General features: G+C 42.2%; 21 protein-coding genes. 4 read left to right on the top strand and 17 right to left on the bottom strand.

Going from position 1 to position 24,844, the window contains the following annotated elements; genetic code table 11:
* Position 1 precedes the first annotated feature (1 nt).
* The 6 genes from AAHN97_RS20335 to AAHN97_RS20360 all read right to left on the bottom strand — a co-directional run bounded on the left by AAHN97_RS20335 (position 2) and on the right by AAHN97_RS20360 (position 9,541).
* A complete protein-coding gene (locus AAHN97_RS20335; protein WP_343303920.1) occupies positions 2–1,420 on the bottom strand; it encodes a RagB/SusD family nutrient uptake outer membrane protein in 1,419 nt (472 codons plus the stop codon).
* Positions 1,421–4,807: a SusC/RagA family TonB-linked outer membrane protein gene (locus tag AAHN97_RS20340; RefSeq protein ID WP_343303921.1), complete on the bottom strand. Its 3,387-nt coding sequence runs from the start codon at positions 4,805–4,807 to the stop codon at positions 1,421–1,423.
* A 53-nt stretch (positions 4,808–4,860) separates the two neighbouring features.
* The gene (locus AAHN97_RS20345) at positions 4,861–6,081 is read right to left on the bottom strand and encodes a FecR family protein (protein ID WP_343303922.1); all 1,221 of its coding nucleotides are present in this window, start codon (positions 6,079–6,081) and stop codon (positions 4,861–4,863) included.
* Between the two features lie 108 nt (positions 6,082–6,189).
* Positions 6,190–6,777, bottom strand: coding sequence for an RNA polymerase sigma factor (locus AAHN97_RS20350; RefSeq protein ID WP_343303923.1), 588 nt, complete (start codon positions 6,775–6,777; stop codon positions 6,190–6,192).
* Between the two features lie 108 nt (positions 6,778–6,885).
* Positions 6,886–8,199 (bottom strand): MutS-related protein, encoded by a 1,314-nt coding sequence (locus tag AAHN97_RS20355; RefSeq protein ID WP_343303925.1) that lies wholly within the window; start codon positions 8,197–8,199, stop codon positions 6,886–6,888.
* Positions 8,180–9,541 carry a MutS-related protein gene (locus AAHN97_RS20360; protein ID WP_343303926.1) on the bottom strand — a complete coding sequence of 454 codons (1,362 nt, stop codon included), beginning with the start codon at positions 9,539–9,541 and terminating at the stop codon, positions 8,180–8,182. Before AAHN97_RS20360 ends, AAHN97_RS20355 begins: the two co-directional genes overlap by 20 nt.
* A gap of 610 nt (positions 9,542–10,151) precedes the next feature.
* Between AAHN97_RS20360 and AAHN97_RS20365 the strand changes: the two genes are divergently transcribed.
* From AAHN97_RS20365 to AAHN97_RS20375, 3 genes are all read left to right on the top strand, one after another.
* Positions 10,152–11,114 (top strand): MBL fold metallo-hydrolase, encoded by a 963-nt coding sequence (locus AAHN97_RS20365; RefSeq protein WP_343303927.1) that lies wholly within the window; start codon positions 10,152–10,154, stop codon positions 11,112–11,114.
* 97 nt (positions 11,115–11,211) lie between these two features.
* Positions 11,212–12,072, top strand: a complete 861-nt coding sequence (locus AAHN97_RS20370; protein WP_343303928.1) for an AraC family transcriptional regulator — start codon at positions 11,212–11,214, stop codon at positions 12,070–12,072.
* A gap of 88 nt (positions 12,073–12,160) precedes the next feature.
* Positions 12,161–12,967: an NAD-dependent epimerase/dehydratase family protein gene (locus AAHN97_RS20375; RefSeq protein WP_343303929.1), complete on the top strand. Its 807-nt coding sequence runs from the start codon at positions 12,161–12,163 to the stop codon at positions 12,965–12,967.
* 373 nt (positions 12,968–13,340) lie between these two features.
* Here AAHN97_RS20375 and AAHN97_RS20380 read toward each other — a convergent pair whose 3' ends face one another.
* The 8 genes from AAHN97_RS20380 to AAHN97_RS20415 form a co-directional block, all read right to left on the bottom strand.
* Positions 13,341–15,617, bottom strand: a complete 2,277-nt coding sequence (locus AAHN97_RS20380) for a DGQHR domain-containing protein (RefSeq protein ID WP_343303930.1) — start codon at positions 15,615–15,617, stop codon at positions 13,341–13,343.
* Positions 15,617–16,441, bottom strand: a complete 825-nt coding sequence (locus AAHN97_RS20385; RefSeq protein WP_343303931.1) for a DNA adenine methylase — start codon at positions 16,439–16,441, stop codon at positions 15,617–15,619. Before AAHN97_RS20385 ends, AAHN97_RS20380 begins: the two co-directional genes overlap by 1 nt.
* Positions 16,442–16,611: 170 nt before the next feature.
* Complete coding sequence (locus AAHN97_RS20390) at positions 16,612–16,980, bottom strand: hypothetical protein (RefSeq protein WP_343303932.1); 369 nt, start codon at positions 16,978–16,980, stop codon at positions 16,612–16,614.
* A 114-nt stretch (positions 16,981–17,094) separates the two neighbouring features.
* Positions 17,095–17,334: a hypothetical protein gene (locus AAHN97_RS20395; RefSeq protein WP_343303933.1), complete on the bottom strand. Its 240-nt coding sequence runs from the start codon at positions 17,332–17,334 to the stop codon at positions 17,095–17,097.
* A gap of 3 nt (positions 17,335–17,337) precedes the next feature.
* Positions 17,338–17,589 carry a hypothetical protein gene (locus tag AAHN97_RS20400; RefSeq protein ID WP_343303934.1) on the bottom strand — a complete coding sequence of 84 codons (252 nt, stop codon included), beginning with the start codon at positions 17,587–17,589 and terminating at the stop codon, positions 17,338–17,340.
* A 4-nt stretch (positions 17,590–17,593) separates the two neighbouring features.
* Positions 17,594–17,962 (bottom strand): helix-turn-helix domain-containing protein, encoded by a 369-nt coding sequence (locus tag AAHN97_RS20405; protein ID WP_343303935.1) that lies wholly within the window; start codon positions 17,960–17,962, stop codon positions 17,594–17,596.
* A gap of 279 nt (positions 17,963–18,241) precedes the next feature.
* On the bottom strand, positions 18,242–18,667 hold the full coding sequence (locus AAHN97_RS20410; RefSeq protein WP_343303936.1) for a hypothetical protein: 426 nt from the start codon (positions 18,665–18,667) through the stop codon (positions 18,242–18,244).
* A 661-nt stretch (positions 18,668–19,328) separates the two neighbouring features.
* Complete coding sequence (locus AAHN97_RS20415) at positions 19,329–20,477, bottom strand: site-specific integrase (RefSeq protein ID WP_343303937.1); 1,149 nt, start codon at positions 20,475–20,477, stop codon at positions 19,329–19,331.
* Between the two features lie 969 nt (positions 20,478–21,446).
* Here AAHN97_RS20415 and AAHN97_RS20420 point away from each other — a divergent pair.
* Complete coding sequence (locus AAHN97_RS20420; RefSeq protein WP_343303938.1) at positions 21,447–22,178, top strand: hypothetical protein; 732 nt, start codon at positions 21,447–21,449, stop codon at positions 22,176–22,178.
* A gap of 133 nt (positions 22,179–22,311) precedes the next feature.
* On the opposite strand, the gene AAHN97_RS20425 is transcribed toward AAHN97_RS20420, so the two are convergent.
* The 3 genes from AAHN97_RS20425 to mnmE form a co-directional block, all read right to left on the bottom strand.
* The gene (locus tag AAHN97_RS20425; RefSeq protein WP_343303939.1) at positions 22,312–22,605 is read right to left on the bottom strand and encodes a hypothetical protein; all 294 of its coding nucleotides are present in this window, start codon (positions 22,603–22,605) and stop codon (positions 22,312–22,314) included.
* A 53-nt stretch (positions 22,606–22,658) separates the two neighbouring features.
* Positions 22,659–23,030, bottom strand: a complete 372-nt coding sequence (locus AAHN97_RS20430; protein WP_343303940.1) for a helix-turn-helix domain-containing protein — start codon at positions 23,028–23,030, stop codon at positions 22,659–22,661.
* Between the two features lie 248 nt (positions 23,031–23,278).
* The gene (gene mnmE / locus AAHN97_RS20435) at positions 23,279–24,655 is read right to left on the bottom strand and encodes a tRNA uridine-5-carboxymethylaminomethyl(34) synthesis GTPase MnmE (RefSeq protein ID WP_343303941.1); all 1,377 of its coding nucleotides are present in this window, start codon (positions 24,653–24,655) and stop codon (positions 23,279–23,281) included.
* Positions 24,656–24,844: the final 189 nt, after the last annotated feature.

Genomic DNA, 24,844 nt, shown 5'->3' on the forward strand with positions numbered 1-24,844 from the left:
GCTATCTTTCAGTTACCGGCAATACAAATTTGCCCGTCAGTGTTTGGTTACCTCCCGTTTCGTCCAATACGGTTTTGTTCAGCCGTTTATAGAGGAAAAACAATTTACCTTCCCCCACGAACTCCCTGCGGGCATCGTTGATAATTACATCCTCGAACGCTGATTTGGAAGCAATAGAAGAAAGCGGGACAGTACAACCCCGCTTCGCACGGAGGGTATTTAACAGCGCCAGGGCGCCGTCAGGATCAGTATCGTACAACGTTTCGGCGGCAATATGATATAATTCACTAAGCCTGATCATAGGAATTGCGGAAGTAATTTCACCTTCCCGCTCCTGCTCCATGTCAAACTTCAACAGCTGCCTTCCGTTAGTAGTGAGGTAACATTTTTTTCTATAATCGGAGTTCAGGTCGCTGCCGAAGATCTGGGAAGTATTAGGCAATAAAAAGGTGACTTTGTTGAAGCCTTCTTCAAACTTTATCCGGTACAGCGAAAAAAGAATATCATCAGACAGGAGCCGGTCGTACTCACCTACGTCAATGATGGTAGCTGGTGTAAATAAAATGGTCGATTCATTGTTCTCCCTTTTATCATTGATCACTTCCATGGCATTAGCGTAAGCAAGCTGATTATTGCCTACATATATAGCAACACGTGCCAGGAGTGCAGCAGTAGCATAATACCCCATGCGGAAGCCCCGTTTTCCTGTACCAAAAAATGTTTGATCTTCGCCAAACCGGTAGCGGTACCTATGAAAATCTTCTTTGGCAGCCACACGGGAATCAAAAGGTTTTTGCAGCTCTTTGCTGCGTGTAAGATCAGCAATGATCAGCTGCAATATTTCACTGGTGCGCTTTTCCGGCATAGGCACATGGGTGAGTGTTGTATAATAGGGAATGGCAGCAGCATCCTGCACTACAGGTGCAGGCGCATATAGACGAAGCAGGTCGAAGTGCAACATTGCACGGATAGAAAGTATTTCTCCCTCCAGCCTGGCCCGCTCATGCGCTTTAAAAAACTGCGGCCCCTTTTTATTCATCTCGTTGAGCAACCCGTTGCAATTGGCGATAGTGCTATATGCAAGCGCCCAGATGGAATTGATGCGTTGGTCCATACCTGCAGATACATAGTCGTAATTTTTCAACTGGTCGTATAGGGTGTTCTTCAGGTCGTAGCAACGGGCTAATACATCCACGAAACCATGTGTAAGCTCGCCACCATATAAAGTACCGGAAGATAGATTGGTATAGATACCATTGAGCGCTATTGAAAAGCCTTCAGGTGTTTCGAAAAGCACATCGGCAGATACCTCGGACTTTGGTTCCAGCTCAAGCCAGTTCTTCACACAACCGGAGAACAGGATCATGATGCCAGCCAATACTACCAGGCGGCTCTTTTGTGTCATTAAGAACTTTTTCATTTAAAAACCCAGGTTTAAAGTGAGGTTGATGGTTCTTGCGTAGGGAAATTCAGTTCCCCGCTCCGTATCGATGCTTGATATACGTCCCAGTTCATTACTGGTCACCTGCACTCTGCAGGTATTTACCTTCCACCTGTTGAGGATATGCCTGGGAAGATCGTAGCCAATCGTCACGGAATTGATTTCCATATAATTATTGCGTTGCACAAAACGTGACGTTACCTGTGTAGCATTGTTCCATAAGCGCACATCTTTTAAAAGCGTGATATCTCCGGGTTTCTGCCAGCGATCTGTAAATACACGACTGTCTACATTCTTATAAATATTGGCATTTTCCACTTTGCTTACGAGCGTATTGTTGTACATGTCACCCCCATATTCATACAGGAACCCGGTAAAAATGAAGAATGATCTATAACTTAAGTTAAACCCGAACGCCCCTCTCCAATCCGGTTCAGAATCACCTACAACCATATGCTGGCTCTGGTTCCAGGTATAGGTTACTTCTCCATTCTGATCCAGGAATACCTCCCTCCCATCCGCCGGATTGATACCCAGCGACTGCATGGCGTAGATAGCGGTTTGAGATGCACCTTCATAGTATTTATTCAGGGGTTTGTTCACCACAGTGTGCCCTCTATAGTATTCTTCCACGCGTTTGTTATAGTCTTTCAACGCATCCCCGATCTTTAGAAATTTATTACTGTTGTGCGCTGTGGTAGCATACACGTTCAGGCTAATGTTTTTGGTGGTCAGCACCTGGTACCGCGCGCTGATCTCGTAGCCCTCATTCAGTATTTCGCCCAGGTTGCTTTTATACGACTTGAAACCTGTGGAAAAAGGCAATGTAATATCCCCGATCAGGTCTACTGTTTTCTTATGGTAATAATTCAATGTTACGCTCAGCTTGCTAAAAATAGTGAGATCAAAACCGGCATCGAACATCGTAGTCTTTTCCCATTCCAGGTTCGGATTAGCGAGTGTAATTATATTAGCACCAATACCGAAAGCATACCAGTCTTCAAAATTATAGCTGTAAGTACTTTTGGATACACTTTGTGAAAATCCGGCTTTGCCAACCTGTCCATAGTTGGAACGCACTTTAAAGTTGGTCAGCCAGGGATATTTTTTCTGTATGCTCTTATAGTTATGAATGTTGATACCAGCGCCCAGGGACCAAAAAGGTGCAAAACGCGCATTAGCGCCAAATTGCGAAGCGCCGTCATAGCGACCAGAAAAATCAAGCAGATAGATATTGTCATAGCTATAGTTAGCTGAGGCCAGGAAGCCGAGCAGCCGGGATTTCTCATTATCACCCGTTGGCTTGTTCAGGATTTCGGCAGCGAAATTAATATCGTCTGTGTTGCCAGTGAGAAATCCCTGAACGGCATAACCAGACCGTGTCATATCCTTCTGGTTGGCATTGGCACCCAGGGTTGTGTTGAGGTAGTGTTTGCCATAGCCCTTGCCATACAAAAGCAGGGCATTGAAATCCCAGGTAAGCATCTCATCATCCAGTATGCTTTTCGTTCCCCTTTTTGTGAATTCCATTCTGTCAAACTGTGAAGATGCCGGATCTTTAAAATCCTGCTGTTGGCTGTTCTGCAGCATTACGGAAAGCCGGGTATCCAGCCGCAAACCGTCCGCTATCGTCCACCGGAGATTGAAGTTGTTGGAAAAATCGTTGTGCTTCTTCCGGTTATAGCTTTTAAGATGCGCATCATATAGTGGATTCCCAATGCTACCCGGATGCCCCCAGTCCGTCAACAGCTTTTTGTAGTTGCCTTCCTCGTCCCGGAAAACTTCGTAGGGATTCTGTTCTGCATATGTTGAAAAGGAACCGAACGGAGATTCCTGGGACTGAATATTATTCCACTGGATGTAATTCCTGAACATCAGGTTGTTCTTCCTGTAGGAAATGGAGAAGCCAATGGAATTGTTGTTCCGTTCAGAACCCTTCATTACGCCCTGTGTACGGGCGAAATTCATGTCTGCACCGAAGACAAACTCTTTGGAGCCGCCTTCTATCAGGAGATTATGCCGTTGATTCAGGCCGGTGCGCAAAGGTTGCGATAGCCAGTCTGTTTCCACGCCGCGGTTGATCTCTGCAAGTTTACCGTAGTAGTTTTGCTCACGTCTCATCGCCTGGTCAGGGTTTTCATTATCGCGGCGTTCAAATAAACCTGCGATCCTTTCCAATTCCAGCTTTTCCCTTGCGTTCAGCAGGTGATAACCTGAAAGGTCAGGTGCTGTAATGCTTCCGTTCAATGAGTAGTTCACCCGCAATTTCCCGCTCACCGGTTTTACGGTTTCTATCACTACCACACCATTGGCCGCCCGCGATCCATAGATGGCTGTTGAAGCCGCATCCTTGAGAATGGTGATGGTTTCCACGCGGGTGGGGTCCAGATCAAAGATCCTTTGCACTGGTACCTCGTAGCCATCCAGGATAAAGGTGGGCAGGTTAGGATCGTTGCGTAACTGAGTGGGAGAAAGGGCTGCGCCATCATCCGGAAGTGTAACATCGCCAATGCCGGAACGGCCGCGAATATAAACCGGGTTGATGTTGTTGGGATCAGAACCCAGGCTGTTATTATCCAGTACTTTGAAAGAAGGATCAAAGATCTGAAGACTTCGCAGTATGTTATTCGGCGCTACTTTCAAGAGCTCTTCCCGTTTGATCGTGACAGCTGAACCGGTAAAATTGTTCTTATTGATATTGGAATAACCATTAACGATCACCTGGTTCATCTGGCTGTTGCTCGTTTCCAGCACAAGCTCAATATTGATCACTTTACCAGAACCTGCTTTTACGTTATCATTCATCTCTGCTTTAACGGCAGAGACCACGTAACCGTTCGCCGTTTCACGTACGCCTACTTCAAGGGTTTCATAACCGATGCTGGAAATTTGCAGGATGGTACTCCGTTCGATGCTGAGCCGAAAGGATCCTTGTGCATCAGTGGTAGTGCCTGATTGCGTTCCTTTCACCCGGATTGATACACCCGCCAGCAATTCACCTGAACGGGAACGGACTGTGCCCGTAACAATCGCCGGCTGAACAACAGCCGCCACGGCCGTTTGACTGGGCGGCAGTGCCTTACGCGAAAGAAAGATATTTTTTCCGCGGAGGCGATAAGTAATACCCTGGTCCTTAAATACAAGGTTGAGGAACTGTTCTACCGGAAGCTTCTCAACGGATAGGGAAACCGGCTTTGAAGAAGTGAGGATGCTCCTGTCGCCGGAGATCACATGACCTGTCTGTTCTTCGATCACCTGGAACACTTCTTTCATGGCAATGTCCTTACCCGAGAACGTGATAGTCTGGGACATAGCAGATAGGTGAACCAGGAGAAGAACAGCAATTAATAACGCTGTTAATCTCATGTCAGCACTGTTTTGATTTTTGGTTGCGGCTTATAAAAAGCCTGTTGAAATGCTTATTGAACTCCTGTAATAGTTAGATTTCTTCCTTCCAGTTTGAAACGAACTCCCCAATCTTTCAAACCATCCATAAAATCAAGTAACGAGAGGTTCCTGCTCACTTTTCCAAAAAAAGTCTTGACAGGAATTCCTTTTTCGAAAACGACTTCTACATCATACCAACGTTCTACCTCACGCATTAATTCCTCCAGTGTGAGATCGTCAAGGTTGAAATAACCGTCTTTCCACCCCATCACGTTTTTGATATTGGCATTATGAACAACTGTGATGGATTGTACAACGTGTACCTGCTTTATTTGCGCCTGCTGGCCGGGTTTCAGTACTACACCATTTCCATGCCCCTCCTGTTCCGGTATCTGTATCCTGACGCTTCCTGTCAACAATGTTGTGCGAAGTATTTTCTCGTTAGCATAGGCATTGATATTAAAACTCGTACCCAGTACATCTATTGTAGCGCGTTGGCTGACTGTTACATGAAAGGGCATTTCCGCATCTTTCTTTACCTCGAAATACACTTCTCCGGTTACTTCAACACTCCGCTTCGGCCCGTTAAATGCCGTAGGGAAGCGGATAGAACTTGCCGCATTCAACCAGGCCTTTGAACTATCGGGTAATAAAAGCTGATAGATCTTACCTTTGGGTGTTGATAAAGTATTGTAAAGAACGCTATCTGCAGCATTATTACCGGCATAGGAAAGCAGTCCTCCCTGCTTTGTTATCCGGGTGTTTCCCTGTTTTGCCACAGCGCCATCCATAGTATCGTCCAGGACAATTTCCTTTCCGTCAGCAAGCTTTAATACAGCACCCTGAGATGCCGGTTGGCTGCTGCGTATTGTTTGCGTCACTGTAGTTTCAGCGATCCTGCTACTCTTTTCATGTATATTCCACCAGACAAACGCTCCCACCAGTATTAACAATGAAGCAGCAACAGCGGTAAATCTTCGCAGGTTAAACCACCTGATGTTTATAATTTTTTTATTGGCCTGCCCGTTAAACGAAACCGCTTCTTTTATTTTACTATAAACGATCTCCTTACTTGTCTCATATTCCGTTAATGTTGAAGCCAGGGCCTTTTCGTCCGTAAATTGCCGGAAGAAACGCTGGTGGTCTTCAGATTGCTGAACCCATTTGTCCAATTCCTGTTTTTCCTGATCGTTCAATTCATCATTAAGATGCTTGGCAATCAGATCGGAAATAACTTTCGATATTTCGTTCATAAAACCAATAGTTGAAAAGTGTAAAACAGGACAGTGGACTGAATTAGTTGGCTTTAATTCCCCCTTGCGTATATATAACCCGCAAAGGGTCCTGTTTGTCCCGAACGGTTAAAAAAAATAATAGAGGCTTAAGGTAAAGCCCATTGGTGTGGTCCTGCTCAGGAAAATCATTCTGACCGACTTTATTGCAATGGACTTGGCGTTGCGGACTGTTTTTTCACTTATTTGGAGCATGTCGGCGATTTCCTGGTTATTATATCCCTGGTAATAAGATAGGTTTAGAATATTCTTATAATAGTCCGGCAGCTTTTCTACTTCTTCCCGGATCCGGGTGATTAATTCAGATTCAATTTCAGAAAAGAGGATGGACGTTTGTTCAGAGGCGGTAAAATCGCTGATCTGCTGATCAATTGCGGACCGGGCCTTTTGGTCCCGCAAAAAATTAAAGCACTTGTTCCGCGCATTTAAAAAGAGGAAGGCGCGAAGATTTTTGTAGGAATCCAGCGTTTCTTTTTTTTCCCACAACAGGATAAAAAGCTGTGCTGTCATGTCCCTTGCATCCTCGATAGTAGGCAGGAGATACTTGCAGAATGAGAAAATATTATTGTAAAAATGATTGTAAACGACGGTAAAAGCCGATTCATCCCCACTTTTAAAATTTAATATGGTGTCATTGTCAAGTTCAATAATTGACATAAAACCGTTGTTGATATTAGCCCTAACTTATCAAGATGCAAAAATCGCTCTTTTGCCTTGAAATATACATAGTTACGGCTGCATTATATTGAATTCCCGAAAAAAGCCTTATTCTTCTATCATTTCCAATATCTTTTCATTCTCAATGATCACCATGCCATGACGGTCGTTGGTAATCCCCGCCGTGAGTGTATATGGATACCGTGGCACGCTTCCCTCCATTATTGTTGGGAGGTAAGAAAACTGCAGGTTGTCGCAATCTTCCTTCAGGCTGTCGCCAACTTCAATAATATGGGTTGAAATAACAAAAAAACTGTTACGATATGTAGAAAATTCTTTAGTAACTGCCAGCGTTGCATCATAAGCATCTTTTACGTTGGTGCCTTTAAAAAGCTCGTCAAAAATGACCACCAGGTCATTACCTTTAGCTACTTCCTCTGCTACTTTCTTTACCCGCAGCACTTCTGCATAAAAATGGCTGTAACCGAGGTTTAGATTGTCCGGTACATTGATCGATGTATAGAGCCCGTCCCTTACGGAAAACAACATGTCCTTTGCAGCTACGGGAAATCCCATATGGGCAAGGTAAACGGCTATACCCAGCGACTTCATAAAAGTGGATTTACCGGCCATATTCGCACCTGTCAGAAAAAGAACGTTCTGATCTTCCTGCAAGCTAAGCGGATTAGTCACCGCTTTTTCCAGAGCCGGATGGCTTAATGCAGTGGTCCGGAAAATATTCTTCTCCTTTGGAAGGGCCTGTGCATAAGAGAAGTTCCGGGCACGGGCTACATTACTTACCGCTATATAAACGTCCAGGTGATAAATGAAATCAAGTATGTTTTCCATTTCCTCCCGAAGTACATGGCGGATGAGGTGATCATACCGCGCCAGCTGGAACAGGCCATATTGCTGATTGTTCCGCGCCTCCCGCAGCCATTTCATCCGGGGATCACTGAAGATGCTCCTGATGGCCTCAAATTGCCCTGTTAAAGGATAGTCATTTGTTTTTTGCAGAAAATCCTGTAAGGTGTTTAATATCTCAATAGTTGCGAGGAGTCCGTTCTCCAAAAGGCCATACTGTTCATCCTTCACCGCCATATGCAGTGCCTTCTTTCTCAAAAGCTCCCCGGCAACCATCAGAAACGAACTTCCGGTTCCTCCGGCCAGGTATGCTTCTGCTACCTGAAATACCGGTTTGTTAAACGGAAACAATAGTTTTCTCTCGTGAAAATATTGAAACACCTGGCTACGGCTGTTAATAGCAGCAGGATCAGATAGTGGATGATTAAACATCGTATCCAACAGCTTTTCCCCGCCCCTTGTTTGCGTACCATTAAAGAGGCTGAATAACGATTGATGGCTAAACTTTCCTGTTATATTCAGATCGTCCAATGTTTGCTTATCCGTTATGAAACTCATGTGCTGCAGTTTTTTGTAGTTTCTTTTTCCCCTTTTTCAAAATATCCAATATTCCTTCGTTGTTGATGATCACCATTCCATGTCTGTCGCCGGTAATACCTTGTTCCAATGTATAGGTATATTCGGGATGATGGCCGACCATTCGGGTAGGCAGGTAAACAAAATTGATGTTAGGGCATTTTTCTTTCAGCACTTCACCAGCCTCAATAATATGCGTTGAGATAACGAAAATACTCTTCTTCTTTTTTGCGAAGGCAGTTGTAATAGCAATCGTGGCCTCATATGCATCCTTTACATTCGTTCCGCGAAACAGTTCATCAAAAACAATAAACAGATCTTTCTTCGTACTCAGCTCATGGGCCATCTTTTTTACCCGTAATACTTCCGCATAGAAGTGGCTGGCTCCCATACCCAGATTGTCCGGCAGATTGATGGTCGTGTAAACACCATCAAGTACGGTAAATTCCATCTTCTTTGCCGCTACAGGGAACCCCGCATGCGCCAGAAACATGGCAATGCTGAGTGATTTCATGAAAGTGGATTTACCCGCCATGTTAGCGCCGGTAAGAAAGATTACATTACTATCTGTGGTGATATTGATCGTGTTTGGCACCGCGTTTTTTACCTGGGGATGGTACACTCCTTCCAGTTTCAGCAGATCTTGCTGGCCTCCGGGCAAGGCTTTTGGAAAAACAAAATTCCGCTCATTCGCCACTTTTGCAATCGACAGGTATACATCCAGATAAAAAATAAGTCTCAACAGCTTTTCAACCAGGGTCCTGTGTCTAAAACGCAGGATTACATCAAACTCTGCGATCTGTGCGTGCGACAGCTTTCCTGTGCTCTGATGAATTACAGTGAAGGCAGGATTGTCAAGAATTACGAGCATTTCTTCCTTTTCCGTTTTATAAAAACTGCTCGTACCCAGTTCCTTTATAAATTCCCGTGCATTCCTCATCAGATCCACCAGAGCTTCCACACCCTTATAGATCAGGTGTGTATCAACGTTCATAGCCACCATATTCGTCAGCTTCCGCGCCAGTGAATTTTCCTGCATTGACAGTTTGGAGCGTTCATCGGTGTTGGCAAGATATGGGGTAATCAGATCAAAGTCTGCGCTATTAAAAGGGAACGGGATATTCAAAGCCGCAAATGACTGGATAATACCACTGCGTTTGTTAATAGCCTCACTATCGGAAAGCGGATACCGGAACATTTCTTCCAAAATCGCCGTGCCCCCTCTTGTAGAGCAGCGATTGAAAATGTTGAAAATGGAATCTCCGCCATGTTTACCGAAGATATTCAGATCTTCCAGTGTTTGTTTATCTGTAGTAAATAACATGTGCTTTTTTTGAATATAGTAGCTAATATCTGACATATTTTCGGAAATGGTTAGCCGGTCATAATATTTTCGGTTACTGTTGATCCCTGAAATAGTGAGGAAACGGGTAATGCTGCGGGAGTAAACTGACAGGACACAGGTGCAGATAAGCGCCGGGTGGAGGGGTAAACAAACTCATACTATGAACGAGTGAAACCCGCTACCATAGGGCTAAAGATAACAAAAAAACAGTTAAGGGGAAGCGATATTACTCCCCTATATAGAAAGTGGAAATCATTGCTTTCAAATACCTACATTCAAAAAAATACATTGGAGACACCTGGCCTCTAATAATACCACTGTGGCCCTCAATCGCCAATCCGTCCATTACGCTGTTGGTACAGTTATCCACCACAGCTGTGCTCACAAGAACTGGAGCAAAAACAGGGGAACTTGCTCCCGCTTTAAACCCAAAGTATTTCTACATTTATGACTAATTTAGATTGTCGAATTTCCCCTGTGACGATATACATCCAAAAACAAGAGTCTGGACAAATTGAATAGCAATTATTGGATTCGGAATGTGTTGGATTTAGAATTGCTTTGTCTGCCTCATAAAAAAATCTTCTATATGTCTACAAGCCGCAAAGAATTTATTCGCAATTCATTTCTGCTCGCCGGAGCGGCAGGGTTCAATATACCATTGCCATCGGAGTTAAACGAGAAAAGATTGTCCAATGCAGAGGGTGACCGGCTGGTTCTATTGGGCACTCACGGCGGCCCTTTCATTCGCTCTTATATGCAAACCCCTTCCGCTAACCTTACTGTATATAAAAACATCCCCTTTGTCATTGATACTGGGTATGGCACAACATTTAAACTGAAAGAAGCCAGTATCAATTTGTCAACGTTGAAATATATTTTCATTACACATCTCCATTCCGACCACTATCTTGACCTTGGCCCGTTATTATACAATGCCTGGATAGCAGGGTTAGCCGAACCAATAAATGTTTACGCACCTGCTGGTATACGTCCTTTGCTGAACGCTTATTGGGAATCGAACCGCTTTGATATTGACGCAAGAATTAAAGACGAAGGACGGCCAGACATAAGAAATCTTGTAATAGCCCATGAGATTGCAGAAGGCATACAGATAGCACACCCGGATTTTGAAATCAGTGCTATAAAAAACATACACCCTCCTATTGATGCCAGTTATGCATTCAAATTTAAACTCGGCAAAAAGATCATTGTTTTTTCGGGAGATACAGCCTATCATCCGGCGTTAGCAACTTTTGCTTCCGGGGCCGACTATCTTATTCATGAAGTGATGTATGGTCCTGCTGTTGATGAAATGGCCAAGAGACGCCCCAATGCTACTAAATTAATTGCGAGCATCAAATCGCATCATACATCAGCAGAAGATGCTGGCCGTATAGCTAAAGCAGCGAATGTAAAAACGCTTATTCTAAATCACTTTGTTCCTCCTGATGACAAATCGCTAAACAGCCAGGTTTGGATTGATGCAGTGCGCAATACTTTTACGGGGGTTATTATTGTTGGAAAGGACCTGCAGCAATTTAATTTCTAAATAAATCCATGGTCAGGTTTTCGTTTACTGGTAGCCGTTACTTCCCGATACAAAAGTCCCTGCGTGCTTAACAATATATCCTTTAAATTTGCTGAATATGCGGAACAGTACCTCCTTTCTTTACAAACTCAGGCAAAACGACAAACTTCCGATCCGGATCGTTTCTCCTGAGTTCGGCCACCTGTCACCATTGGAGGCAGCTGACTACGATGCTCCGCGGCACACGCCGTACTACCTTTTCCTGTTTATGCTGGTTGGACGTAGTGGGCACAACATAGATTTGCAGCAGTATGAAGCAGGCGACAACGAGTTGATATTTGTGATGCCACACCAGGTCCATGATCAGCCAGTAATGGAGCAAGGCGCCAATTTTTTGAAAATCGGCTTTGATGAAAGCTGTTTATCCCTGTTACCAAAGCAATATCCTTTTCTGATCGATCCGCTAAATAATCAGAAAGTGAATTTTGAACCATCTGCAGCACTAAGGGTGAAAGCCATTTTCGCTATCCTGCTTGATCTGTTAAAATATTGGCATACTGAACCTGATCTGATCCTCGCGCATCTGAACAGCTTGCTTACTGAGATCAATATGGCTTATTTCATGGCTCACCAAAATCCCCCGGACGGTAAACTTTCTAAGTTTATGGCCTTTAAGGCATTCGTAGAACATCACCTGACGAACCATTACAGTATCAGCAGGATCGCCCGGCAATTGGGTGTTAATACCAATGGGTTATATCAGATCGTCAAACACTATTCCGGGCTTTCACCAAAAGAGTTCATCAACAAGCGGCTGATCCTGGAAGCAAGGCGACGTATCAGCTATGCCGAAAGAACATCGATCAAAGAACTGGCTTACGGGTTAGGTTTTAACGATCCGGAATACTTTTCCCGCCTTTTTAAAAAAATCACGGGGCAAACAATTGCCCAATTTTCTAAGGATTTGTCAGGGAACTAATGCTATTTATCCGGCTTGTTTAAAAGGGCAGCTCCGACTTTTGTTCAAGATAAAATTCAAAAAAATGAAAGAACAAAAAGGAGCAATATTGGTAACCGGCGGGACCGGCCTGGTTGGCACGCGCCTGTTGCCACGACTTATCAATGCTGGTTTTGATTGCCGCGCACTGATGCGTGGCAAAAAAGAAGCCCCGGCCGGAACAATGGTTGTGGAAGGCGATCTGTTCGCCCCTGTCTCACTAGCCCAGGCAGCGAAGGGTGTTTCAGCGATCATTCATTTAGCAGCCGTATTCCGGTCACCCGATACAGATCTGATCTGGAAGAGTAACCTGGAGGGAACCCGTAACCTGATAGCCGCAGCGAAAACACATGCACCTGATGCACGTTTCATTTTTGCCAGTACCAGTCATGTCTATAGCGTAAATAATCCGCATCCCGGCCGTGAGGAAGATGAAGTTACCCCCCAGCATGCCTATCCGGCCAGTAAGGTTGCGGCAGAAAATGAACTGCGGGGGAGCGGGCTTAACTGGTCAATTCTCCGGTTCCCATTTGTGTACGGAGATGGCGACGGGCATCTTGAAGCATTACCTCAGCATGTGGCCGCTGCAAAGTTTCACCCCGCCATGAGAATGAGCACCATTCACCACCGCGATATCTACAGCGCTATCAGCATGGCGTTGAATGGCGTTATGGACAGCCGCACTGTGAACATAGCCGATGAAGCCCCTACATCGCTCTACGAGTTATTGCGGCTTACGGGCAACACAATGGAGTCATCGTCAGAACCTTTGGTTAACCCCTGGTATCTCCATTCCGATAGTTCACTTGCCAGAAGCCTGGGCTTTCAACCAGTGATCAGAACCGTTTATCAGGCCGCACAAGAGCATCTGCTCTAATGTCATCGGAAAATGAAAACCGGAAGATGCCGCTCTATTCATGGGGCGGCATCTTCCGGTTGGGGCTGAGGCCATACTTTTTGATAAAGCTCTTTGTAAAATTGCTTTGTGAACCGAATTCTGCTATATATGCGGCGGCGGCCAACCTGGGGAGGTAAAAAATAAATCAGGGGAAAAATTAGAGAATCCTCTGGAAGTGATGCCTGATAGGCATTACGTTAGTAAACAAAGAAAAGTACATGCAAATAAAGAAAGTCCTTACTTGCCAATACAGAAAGTAAAAACATGCGCGGAGCATGAATTCTATTCCACCGCGTAACAAACAGGAAACAGGCTGGGAGAAATCAGGGATAATAAATTCATCGCTCTGTTCTCACGTAACCGGCTTTGACAACCAATCATGTATTTCCTCAATAAAAGAAAGTTCATCATTAGTAACATAATACGTATGTGAATTTTCATTACGTATTCTATTTAACTGCACCAACCATGAAGTTTTTGCATCCTTATTACCTCCTACACCTGGTTTCGCATACATTCCATCAAAAAGTCTCTGCCAGTTCTTTAGGATTATTTCACGATAATTGATCAAATGCAGTTGATCCCAAGGCTCCTTTTCATCCTCATCATCCTCAATTTCCAGATTCTTCTTTGCTGCTATACTGATGGCATCTGAATACACTTTTTCGGGAAGCCCCTTTTTGAACCAAAGCTTACCAAATTCAGCTTCAAGTTTTTCGCGAATCCTGTTTTTTAAAAATTCGCTTTCAATCTCTCTTATTAGCCGAAACGCTGCCTCATTATTCTCCTTCTCCTCTTTCATGAGGTATTCATCCAACCCCTTATATTCAATATCCGGATGATCCGTTCTCATAGCAACTTGTAACGTTCGCCAATACTTTGCATCTCCGGGAGTACCATAGGAGGTTTTGAGCTCAGTCGATTTTTGTTCATCAAGATCTTTAAAGAAATGAATTAATGTATCTAAATATGTTGTTAACTCCTCAAAAATACTTTTGGGCGATCTTAGCTCTTCCAGTCTTCCTTGTTTCTGCAAGTGATTCACTAAATCATTTAACAATAATGTAATGCCATAAAACCCTTTATTGATAACTATGATATTTCCCTCTTGTTCCCATAAGTCTTCCAAACTAGCCTTTATATAACCGAAACATCGAATAAGAAAATCAGACAAGTTTTTATACGTCTTCTCGATATCACCGGTATAAAAAGTACCAAGCGTTTCAATTTCATTTTTCTTTACTTTCCCTAGAAAATCTGATCTATTCAATGCCAAATTGATGTGCTCAGTCGTGATAATTCGTTTATCTTCCCCTATTGAAATCTTTCCAAAAAAGGGAGAAGCCCGATTTTCTCCAAGATTAATAGCAATCTTTGATTTCAGAGCCTTCATTTGCTCAAGATAGCTGTCAGAATCCCAAAGTAAATCTGCGTCTAGTGTGTTTCTAAGATCCTTTGACACTGCCTTTTGGTTTTCGTTTATCTGCATAAACAACCTAACCTGCTCTGACCTGTCAATATTGACTAACGCTACAACTGGAATAGAATTCGTAAACTTATATTGAGAGTTAGCATATCCGTAAAGGCGATGTTGTCCATCAATGATAAATGCGGTTTTATATTTCTTCGGCAAGTACAAAATACCGACTCTTGATATTGCGTTCTCAACTTGAGTATTACTAGGCTGAAAAACTAATCTCTTATTCTTCTCAGTTACTATATTAATAATAATCGAATTGGGGAAATACCCTTTTTTATCTTCTATAAATGAATGAATTTCTTTGAGCCTTCCTTTCTTAATTAGTCGTTGGTATGTTGGCATCATATTCTCGTTCGCTTTATTTCTATGCAACACAAATCCGATCTTCAAAAGCTTATCTGGCTCAATTGAAAAGGAGTAATATGTATGCCCTCCCATTTTCCCTTCAATTGCAGGAATCCTATTGTCCATATCAGGAATCTCTTGCCCTGAGAATAACGTTCCGAGCAACTGATACCTTGCTGCAATCCCAATCTGAGAGTGTAAATCGTAGTAGTAGTCGATAACCTCTTCTGAAAAATGTACACCGTCAATATTCTTCAACCTAGATTCATCAATTTCAGAGAGTCCCAATCTGCTGGTCGCAAGAACATACTTAAACTTTGGTTTCTTTGCAGGAAACAATGCACAAATAGTATTAATTAAACCCTGCTTCTTACTTTTCATTGCTTCTAGTTCCTTCTTGAAGTCACCTATCTTATCTTTGTTTGAGGATCTACATTCAACTATCAAAACGGTTTCATCGTCTTTAGCAAAGACATCGATTTGTTGCGTTAAAGAGGTATTCTTTTTATCGTATGGAAGATGAAAATGCCTGTCTTTATTCATCAGATTAAAGCCTAGCATCGCAAAAAGCGACCAAACCTTATCCTCAAAAGCTATATCAGATGGCTTAGGTTTGTATATTTTGGTCACAGTTTTTAATTCAGCCTTAATATGCCATCCAGCTAAAATTTTCTCCTCTAGTACTGTAGAGTTATTGGGGTGACTTTCATTATAAAAATCCGATCTCCTTAATTTTAACTCCTTCCCAATATCATTCCCCGACAAAAGCCTACTCATTAATTTAATTTGCAACTCTTCAGTCATTATAGAACGGTATTAGTGAAAACAAATTCATTCGTTTGACCTCTTTTTGAATTAACGCCTCCGATTAAACTGGCTCTATTCAGAATTAACTTCTTATCACCTTTTTCAAAAATATTATCAATGGTTGCATGCGCAGCATTAGTGAGAATATAATAGGCGCCTTTTCGCTTTATTATGTCAATCAATTGGCTTAAACGAATTTGATCATCAAGCGAAAAAATTTTTTCATTGTATTTAATAAATCCATTATTGTTATGGGACACAGTGTACGGGGGGTCAAGAAATACTAAATCACAACGTTTTATCTGCTTTGAAATGTTGAAAAAGTCACTCGTTTCAATTGAGGCGTTTTTTAGGGAGCTTTGAACATTTAATAAGTTCTCTCTATCAAGAAAACCTTTTTTCCTAAACCCGTAAGGCACATTATAAACTCCTTTGAGGTTAACCCTATAAATACCATTAAAAGATGTTTGATTTAAGTATATGAATTTGGCTGCTCTTTTTACGGAAGATTTATATTCCCTTTCACGAATCTTATAATAATCCTCTTCTGTATTAGCAAACGTTTCCAAAACACGAATTACAGCACGTGCATCTTTCTTGACTGCTTGATATGTTTCAATGAGGTCGCTGTTTAAATCGGATAAGTATGCATGACCGTTAGGTTGCAAATAAAAATAAGTGGCTGCACCACCTAAAAATGGTTCAAAATAATTATTAAAGCTACTTTCCTTTACTTTTATCAAATGCTTAATAAGCCAAGTTTTCCCTCCGGCCCATCGTAAAAAGGGTTTTGCTAACAAATCGCTACTGGAAGAAATCATATGGTGAAATATAGGTATACGTTAACATTCACGTAATATAAACCGTTTTACAAATTCGCGCAAATTTTTTCTTCAAACGTGCTAGTAATTCAACACGTTATGCGTGGTATTTGCCAGTTATCTTTTACGTCCTAGAAAATAATGGTGAGAATAATTATTATGAAGTAGTTTTAGACGGAGGGAGCAGTTCTCTCCCAAAATGCAAAGCATTCCTTACATAAGCGCTCGTATAACGTTGTATTTGAGTGAATGACTTCAAAAGTTAAGAAAGAAAATTTCTTTACATACCATCGCGCAAAGCCCGGCCCAGGAAAATCGCCGACTTTAACCAATACATTTAATAGGGGTCGCCCTGCCTCAAATTCTTCCTCGCCGATATCAGTGAGTTCTTTTAAATAGGCAGGTTCATACTTCCTTTTTTCACGATTGTATGCATACCCCGCATTACGAGCAAGTTCTTTATAAGTAATGGTCTCCTTCTTTTTGGCACATTCAACCAAACACTCGTACATAAATTGCTTTCTTTCTTGATTTGCCATCTCTTTTTGGGACAAATCTAAGAAGTGGTAGATATATTAGTGGAGCCGTGTGAAAATTGATGAAGATATTATTGTATATTAATATATTATCAATAATAAATAAATACTATTTTATTATCTAATGATAAATGTTACTGTATTTGCGATTGGTGCCTCTAATTCAGAATCGTCATAAGTAAGTTTCTTCACCTTTTCTAGTTTATCATAGGGGGAAGGACGCAAGCGGCAGTGAATAGTGAAATTAACCGCCCTTACTTCTGCGCCTAGAGCACTTATTTGGCAAAGACATTCTTTCAATATCTGCTCTATTTCCTGCTTCTCCGGAATACAAGCATCTTGATCTTTAATCAACATAAACTAAATTCTATAGTGAGTATTAGGATTTCCATCAGTAGGGAATAATGAAGGCGATAACTGGAATAAAGCATGCATCAACTCTGACGCAGATTCATAAAAGAAAAGCATATCAGCTCTTTTAGCTCCGTCCCACGAATCTGCAATATCACTTTCCATAGCTCCGTTCAGGAGTTCCCACAACATGGCCTTAACGGATTCCGGGTTTTCATAGCAATCAATAAACCGCTTTATTGTTTTCAGGTGCTTTTCCATGTCTTTACTCATTAAGGGGGCCGCTTTGCACTGCTATCTTCAAAATACTCACAAGCTCTTGGTTTCTTTCCTCCAGCCGCGCAATTCTCGTTTCATAATCGTTTTTATCCCCAATTCCCTGGCGCTGCAGTATTGAGTTAATAATAAACGTTGTGTTAAATCGAATTAACGCCTCAAACGGTATTTCAAAAACCTCTGCCACCTGTTCAATCCGTTTTGGGGTCAACAATGTCTTTCCGGTTTCCAAATCATGATATGCAGTGTTACTGATTCTCATTTTAGCTGCGACATATGACTGGGTGAAGTTGCTCACGAGCCTGATTGTCCGAATCAGGCTGGCTAACTTCTCGTTGAAGTCTCGGTTCTTTTTCATAGTGAAACATTGAAGTCAAACTCAATGCTAATACATGGGCCCACTATTAGCTGTCAATGTTCATTTTCAGGGGTTTTTGTTTATGAAGGAGGAAAACCGTCTCAAAAGAACAATGCAAACAAAATACAGCATAAACCTCCTGGGTTACCTTAGATGAAAGGCATATGTAACCTTCCTACATGCATTTATAATGAACAACATTTACGGAAAATTATTCCGGGAAATAAAAAAGCCGGGTAGAATTCCTCCCCCGGCGAAAACTAGGTCGATCTTTGATTGTTAAACTTCTTCTTCCTCCGGCCTATCTGTCAGTCGCATTATAAGAGCCGTCACGAATAAAGACAGGCTTATAAATGCAGTGAAATACACTCCGAAGCTCAATTCATGTAAACCTCCCACCACGCTACCGAAAACCGAATTGGCGGCAACCTGACGCAAAAATGTGCGCACATCATTTATGTAGTAGATAAGCACGCACAGATTGATAAATCCGGCAAGCATGGCCCCCCATAGCTTCGCATTCTCATCAAGGGGCATAAGCAAGAGAATGATTGAAATCCCGAAAATCAAGGCACAGATCTTCCCATATAACACACTTATCCCCGATAGTGAATCATTCATAGGTAATGATGCCCATGGCATGAACACGCTTAAAAGTCCCAGATTCGTTACAATTGATAATAAAACAATCTTTTTGTTTGTCATAGAGGTAAAAGTTTTAATGAATATATGAATTATTCCTATACCTGTATAGGAGAATGATTTACAGCATTTCATTTCTTGCATGCCAGATTCTCATGGCTGAAAACAAGAAAAGTGATATTGACCTGTATATCGTAAATAAAGTCCGGGAAATCCGGCTACAGAAGGGTATTACTCAAACCGAGATAGCATATCACCTCAATCTCTCCATTGGTTTCATCGGTCACATCGAAAGCCCGAAGTTCAGGGCAAAATATAACACTCTCCACCTCAACGAATTAGCAAAATTATTCAACTGTTCGCCTCGTGACTTCTGGCCTGAAGCCGCTCTTTAATCGCTTATCGCATGAGAGCCGTGGCATTTTTCTCAATTTCTGCGTTATCCCGGGCAGGATTTCGCTTTAAAAAATCTACTACATCATCTAAATCGAAATAAATCATCTTCCCGAACGGCTGTAAAATCTGATCTTTCCTCCTGATGTCAACTGGTAAGCATAATTTTTACTAATGCCTGCATATTGACAAAATTCTTCCAGTGTAAGCACTTTCTTATTCAGAAGCAATGCCTTTTTAATTTCCCGAAGCTCTTCAAGTATTGTGTTTTCCAATTTTTCATACGTTATATGCGATCTTTTTACGATTTCAGAATTTAATGATTTTATATTCAATGCGCGAACAGCTCGGGAATTCTACCGGCCGCCTCAATCTTCTTTTTATCAATGACCTTTGCATATATCTCTGTAGTCTTCAAATGTTTATGCCCCAGCAGCTTTGATACCGTGTATATATCTGTGTTCATACTTAACTGAAGGGTTGCAAAGGAATGGCGTGCGCAGTGAAAGGTTATTTTCTTCGTGATGCCGGCAGCCATCACCCACTCTCTCAACCGGATATTATGCCATGCGCTGTACATCAATCCTTCAAAAATTAAAGATTCCGGCATACCCCGCTCTCCCGTAAACTTTACCGCCTGATCTGTAATTGGCAATATTTCCGCCCCTTTTGTCTTCTGCTGGATAAACTGTATATGCCACCCCTCTCCTTCACTGAATTTCAGTTGCTGCCATGTTAATGATTTCACATCGGAGAATCGCAAGCCAGTTAAGGCGCTGAACAGAAAAGCGTTCTTCAGGATAGGAATTTCACATTGCGTATTCACTAAAAGCTGCAACTCCTCAAAGGTTAGGTATTGACGATGAGTATCGCCGGCTTTTATCCCTTTTACACGGGCAACCGGATTTTCTTTTAACAGCCTGCTGTTAAAGGCTTCCTTTATGGCAGTACGGACCTTGTTAAAGTATGAGAGGGCAGTGTTCTGGGCCAAAGCGCGCTCTTTATTTCCCCGCCTTGCCTTACAAGTCAAGAGGTATTCCTTAAATCGCTCAAGAAACAGATCATCAACCTGGTTCATGGTGAGATCTTTCCCGCTACAAAAGGTTACAAGGTGCCGATATGTGCTGAGCCAGTTTCCGTAATTACCCTCCGACTCGTGCTTTTTCTCAGTGAGCTGCTTAAAATACTCAAGGAAGCTCACTTTTCCCATTACATTACTTACAAAACCGTGCTGACTGCTTTGTGCCGCAAGTATCTTCTTCGCCTTAATCGCCTCTGCCAGCGCAAGCGTTTCCTTGTTATGATCACGCTGAAGCTGATTCTTAGGCTTCTCATACAAGAAAAGATTCAGAGATTCATACTCCCGTGGACGCTCCGCACCGTAGTAATATGCAAGAAACAGGGTAATTTTACGAACCCTCCCGTTTTTCTCGCTGGCCTCGGATAACTTGCTTTTTCTCTTTAAAAGGTAAATCTTCATGGAAAATCGCTTTTTTGGTTACGAATTGTTATGCGACTTTCCGCTGACTTTTTCGATCAAGCAACAGTTACCACGATAATAGCGGGTTTCAAAAGGCAATTAATAATCTAGGCACTTTCCCTATCAGAAAGTATTCGGATTTTGATGGTGGCTTTACGGAAATTTTCCCTTTTATGCAACAACCTGGGGAGATATACTCAGAATTCTTTCAAACTGATATTTCGTTGAAGGCAGATAAAATTTTGCGAGATTCATCATTATCTCACAATTGATTATTCTTGCTTCATTATGCAATTGATGCGGGCAAACCTGAAAATACGCATGCTCGTTTTTACCCTTGCCAAATGCATTTTTTTCGCTTAAACATATTTTCCGATACATTCACCTACTTAACGGGAGATCATTGAAAAAAGTGAGGTTTCTATACGTAAGAATCACGTTTGGGTTCAAAAGGATGATTTTCATATTGAGATCAACAGAAAACGCGTGAAATAACTACTTCACTCTCTTGTTTTTTTCAGAAAAATTTCGTTTTTTTTTATTTAGAGAATATATATAATAAGAATCATAATTAAGAATACGAAGGTATTCTTAATTATTCCTTTAAGAGAAATAAGCGTAGCTAACGCTCCACTCATTTCTCTATCTTCTTTTTATATTCTTTATTATATAATAGTATAAGAGAAGAAAGAATAAAGTACGAACACGAAGTGTGAGTATTTTATTCTTATGCAACATTCAAAAAAAATTTAAACTCTCCCGTGCTTTATCCTTCTTTTGAAGTTAACCGGAGGTCAGGTGTTATTAAAATTCACCTTTGCATAACGCGAATTTTCGATTTTCACTTCAATCTTGTGTATTACATCCAGAAAACGATTTGAAACGAAAAAATCGATGTTTACGACAGTTAAAACTACGTTTATTCATATCTTGAATCTCTAAAGATTAAAAAAATACCGATAGGCATCAATGAATAAGCTCATTACACGATATATGTCAGGAGAGTACGATAAAGTGTGGAAGGAAATCGAAAACACTGATATTCAGCATCTTGACATGATTCACGCAGATGATATACGAGCCGTATTGCGGGAGACGTTTTCCAGGGTTGCCTATAACCTTCAAATTATCTACAAAGCCTTGACCGATATCGGCTATCATTTTGCCTCCGATCACCCTCTTGTGGCACCAGATAGCAATACTGGTGCTAGACTTACAAAGATTCAAGAGGCTGTAAGCTCATTCGGCCATATTCCGGAGTCGTTAAAATATTTCTATGAAATCGTAGGAAGCTGTGATTTTACGTGGAACGCATACGCCAGCTCACCAATCTGGGAATACTCCGATCCCTTGCAGATATCTGGGATACAGGAATTATCTGAATATGTTTCCGATGGTGACTGGGCAGAGTATATAGAGGAATTAAAGGCAGAGACTACTGACATGGTACCATATGTTGAGCTCTCCGCCGACTTTTACCATAAAGACAATGTCAGTGGGGGACAAGCATATTCCATTGCAATCAATCCATATCCTTCCGTTGATTCCAAACTCCTGTTTGAGGAACGGAATACAACGTTCATTAATTATTTGAGAATCAGCATAAATAATTGCGGCTTTTCAAGAATCGACAAGATACAACGTATTGAAAGCCTAGACAGCTTTCTAAAAACTGTGAAGCCTCAACTTAAACCCTTTTAAATCCTGTATTCGGAATCACCTTTCCATCACGGGAATTTTCGATTCTTAAATTCAGCACGGCCATTTACCCCGGGAAATGATTTGAAGCGAAAAAACCGATGTTTACAACGGTAAATAAACGCATCTTTCTATCTCACTTGTCATCAAGAATACTCCCATTCTTAATACTCACGTACTTATCACTGATTGCATTCCAAATATTCTTCATAATATCCTCGCCGCGCTCTTCAATCCATCCAGATGATTCCCAAGTCTGATTCTGGGTTTCAAATATGAAATAAACCGGTAAATTAATTACCTCATGAAGATTACCCGTTGCTCTCACGAAGGAAACATCAAATCTATATTTTCCATCTACTTTTGTCATTTCTACTTCAAAAGGATGATCATAACCATCCCAATGAAAAGTTAAGATATCGTTGTGCATACTTTTTCCCACTAATTTACATTGTGGCGAGGAAATGTGTTGTGATTCGTATGTTAATGCGATATTTTCTCATCCAGCATCTTGCGTTCAAACAAATGCTTCTTCCCTGCCTTGCTGCTTGAAATAACGCCCTCTTTCACCCACCGGCGGAGCGTAACCGGTGTAATATTCAAAAGCAAAGCCGCTTCCTTCAACGTAAGGTAAGGCTTCCCCTCAAACCGGTGCCAATCCACCTTCTGATGCTTTAACCGAAAATCGGGTGTTTCCGCCGCCTTAACGGCTAATTCGACCTTTGAATTACGCTCCTTCCGCTTATATCCCTTCTGATTGCATCGATGCGAACAATACCGGGTATGTATTGTCTTCGCTATAAACTCCTGCTTACAGTACTCACACGTTTTATTGACCCTGATACTACTTGCCATAAATCCCCGGGTTTGGTTACAAATCGAAAAGGAAGAAAAAGGTATCATTGCGTATCATACCTTATCATTGAGTATCATACCGTACCATAATCTCCCCTTTTCGTAACACGAATTCCCGAACTTTTATTTTCGTAACAAACGAGTGACAAGAAAAACGTAAACAAAGGCAAACAAACCCATACTATGAACAACTGAAACCCGCTACCACCGCACTAAAGACAACAAAACAACAACTAAAGAAAACGATATTACTTCCCGATGCAAAACTTCGAAAATATATAATCCAACCGATCCTCATTCGTCACCTCACCAGCAATATCCGCCAAGTAAAACAAACATCTCCTGATATCCAGTGCTAACAAATCCCCCGGCAATCCCTCATCCATCCCTCGTTTCACATCCTGCAAAGAAGAAAACACTTCCTGCAAAGCCGTATAATGGCGCACGTTAGTAATGATCGTATTCTCTGTGTTGATAGAACCTCCCATCACCGCAGCCACCAATCGCTCCTTCAAAGCATCAACGAGAGAATGCTCTTTCGCTGAGATAAAGAGTATCCCCGGAATAGATGCAAACTTCGCGGCAGCATCCGCAAGTAGATCCACTTTATTTCCCACAAGCAGGTAAGAAATTCCCTCCGCCTCAAATGAAGCCACCTGTGCAAGAACATCAGCAACAGACAACTCCGCCACGTCAAACAAATACACCACAATCCCTGCTTCCCGCATCTTCTCCAAAGACTTCGCCACTCCTATACTCTCAATCAGATCAGAACTTTCGCGTATCCCTGCAGTATCTATCAACCGAAAAAGTATACCTCCTATATTCAATACCTCCTCAATCGTATCGCGGGTAGTACCGGCAATATCACTCACAATAGCACGGTTCTCATTCAGTAATGTATTCAGCAAAGTAGACTTGCCCGCATTAGGCCGTCCGATGATAGCGGTATTCACACCATTCTTGATCACGTTTCCTGCTTTAAAGGATCTAACCAGTTGAGAAACCTCCACCAACGCAGCTTCAACCAATTGATACAATGCAGAACGGTCCGCAAACTCCACATCCTCCTGGCTGAAATCCAATTCCAGTTCAATGAGAGCAGAGAACCTGATCAACTGTTCCCGCAATGCCTGCAGCTCACGGGAAAAACCTCCCCGCATTTGCTGTATAGCCGTCTGATGAGATGCAGCTGTATTACTGGCAATCAGGTCTGCCACAGACTCCGCCTGTGTAAGATCCAGTTTGCCATTGAGAAATGCCCTTTGCGTAAATTCCCCCGGCTTAGCCATTCGAGCCCCAGATGCTACACACGCCTCAACAATCTGCGCCTGTATATAAGGTGAGCCATGGCACGAAATCTCCACTACCTCTTCCCCCGTATAGGAGCGGGGAGCGTGATACAAACTAACCACCACCTCATCAATAACCTTCCCTTCAAAGTGCAATCCCCCAAAATGCAGGGTATGCCCGGGCTGCGCAGCTAAATCCTTAGAAGGAAATAGCTTATCCGTAATAGCGATAGCAGCAGTCCCGCTCAAACGGATCACTGCAATAGCCCCAATCCCTGGCGCAGTCGCAATCGCAACTATCGTATCATCATGACCTCCTAACTTTCCAATCATGCATCGAAATTAAATAAAATTCCCCACCGGCATATATTCGACCAGCACGATAACCAATAACTACCAACCCTAAAGACAAAAACTACATTGCTTAAGCCACACCAGCCTCACTCCCTTTCAGTAAACAAAGTAACTCGGTCTGTGTTTCCTCAAATAAAACCTAACCACATTCCCTACCAACAGCACCCT

Source organism: Chitinophaga niabensis, assembly GCF_039545795.1.
In the GTDB taxonomy this organism is placed as follows: domain Bacteria; phylum Bacteroidota; class Bacteroidia; order Chitinophagales; family Chitinophagaceae; genus Chitinophaga; species Chitinophaga niabensis_B.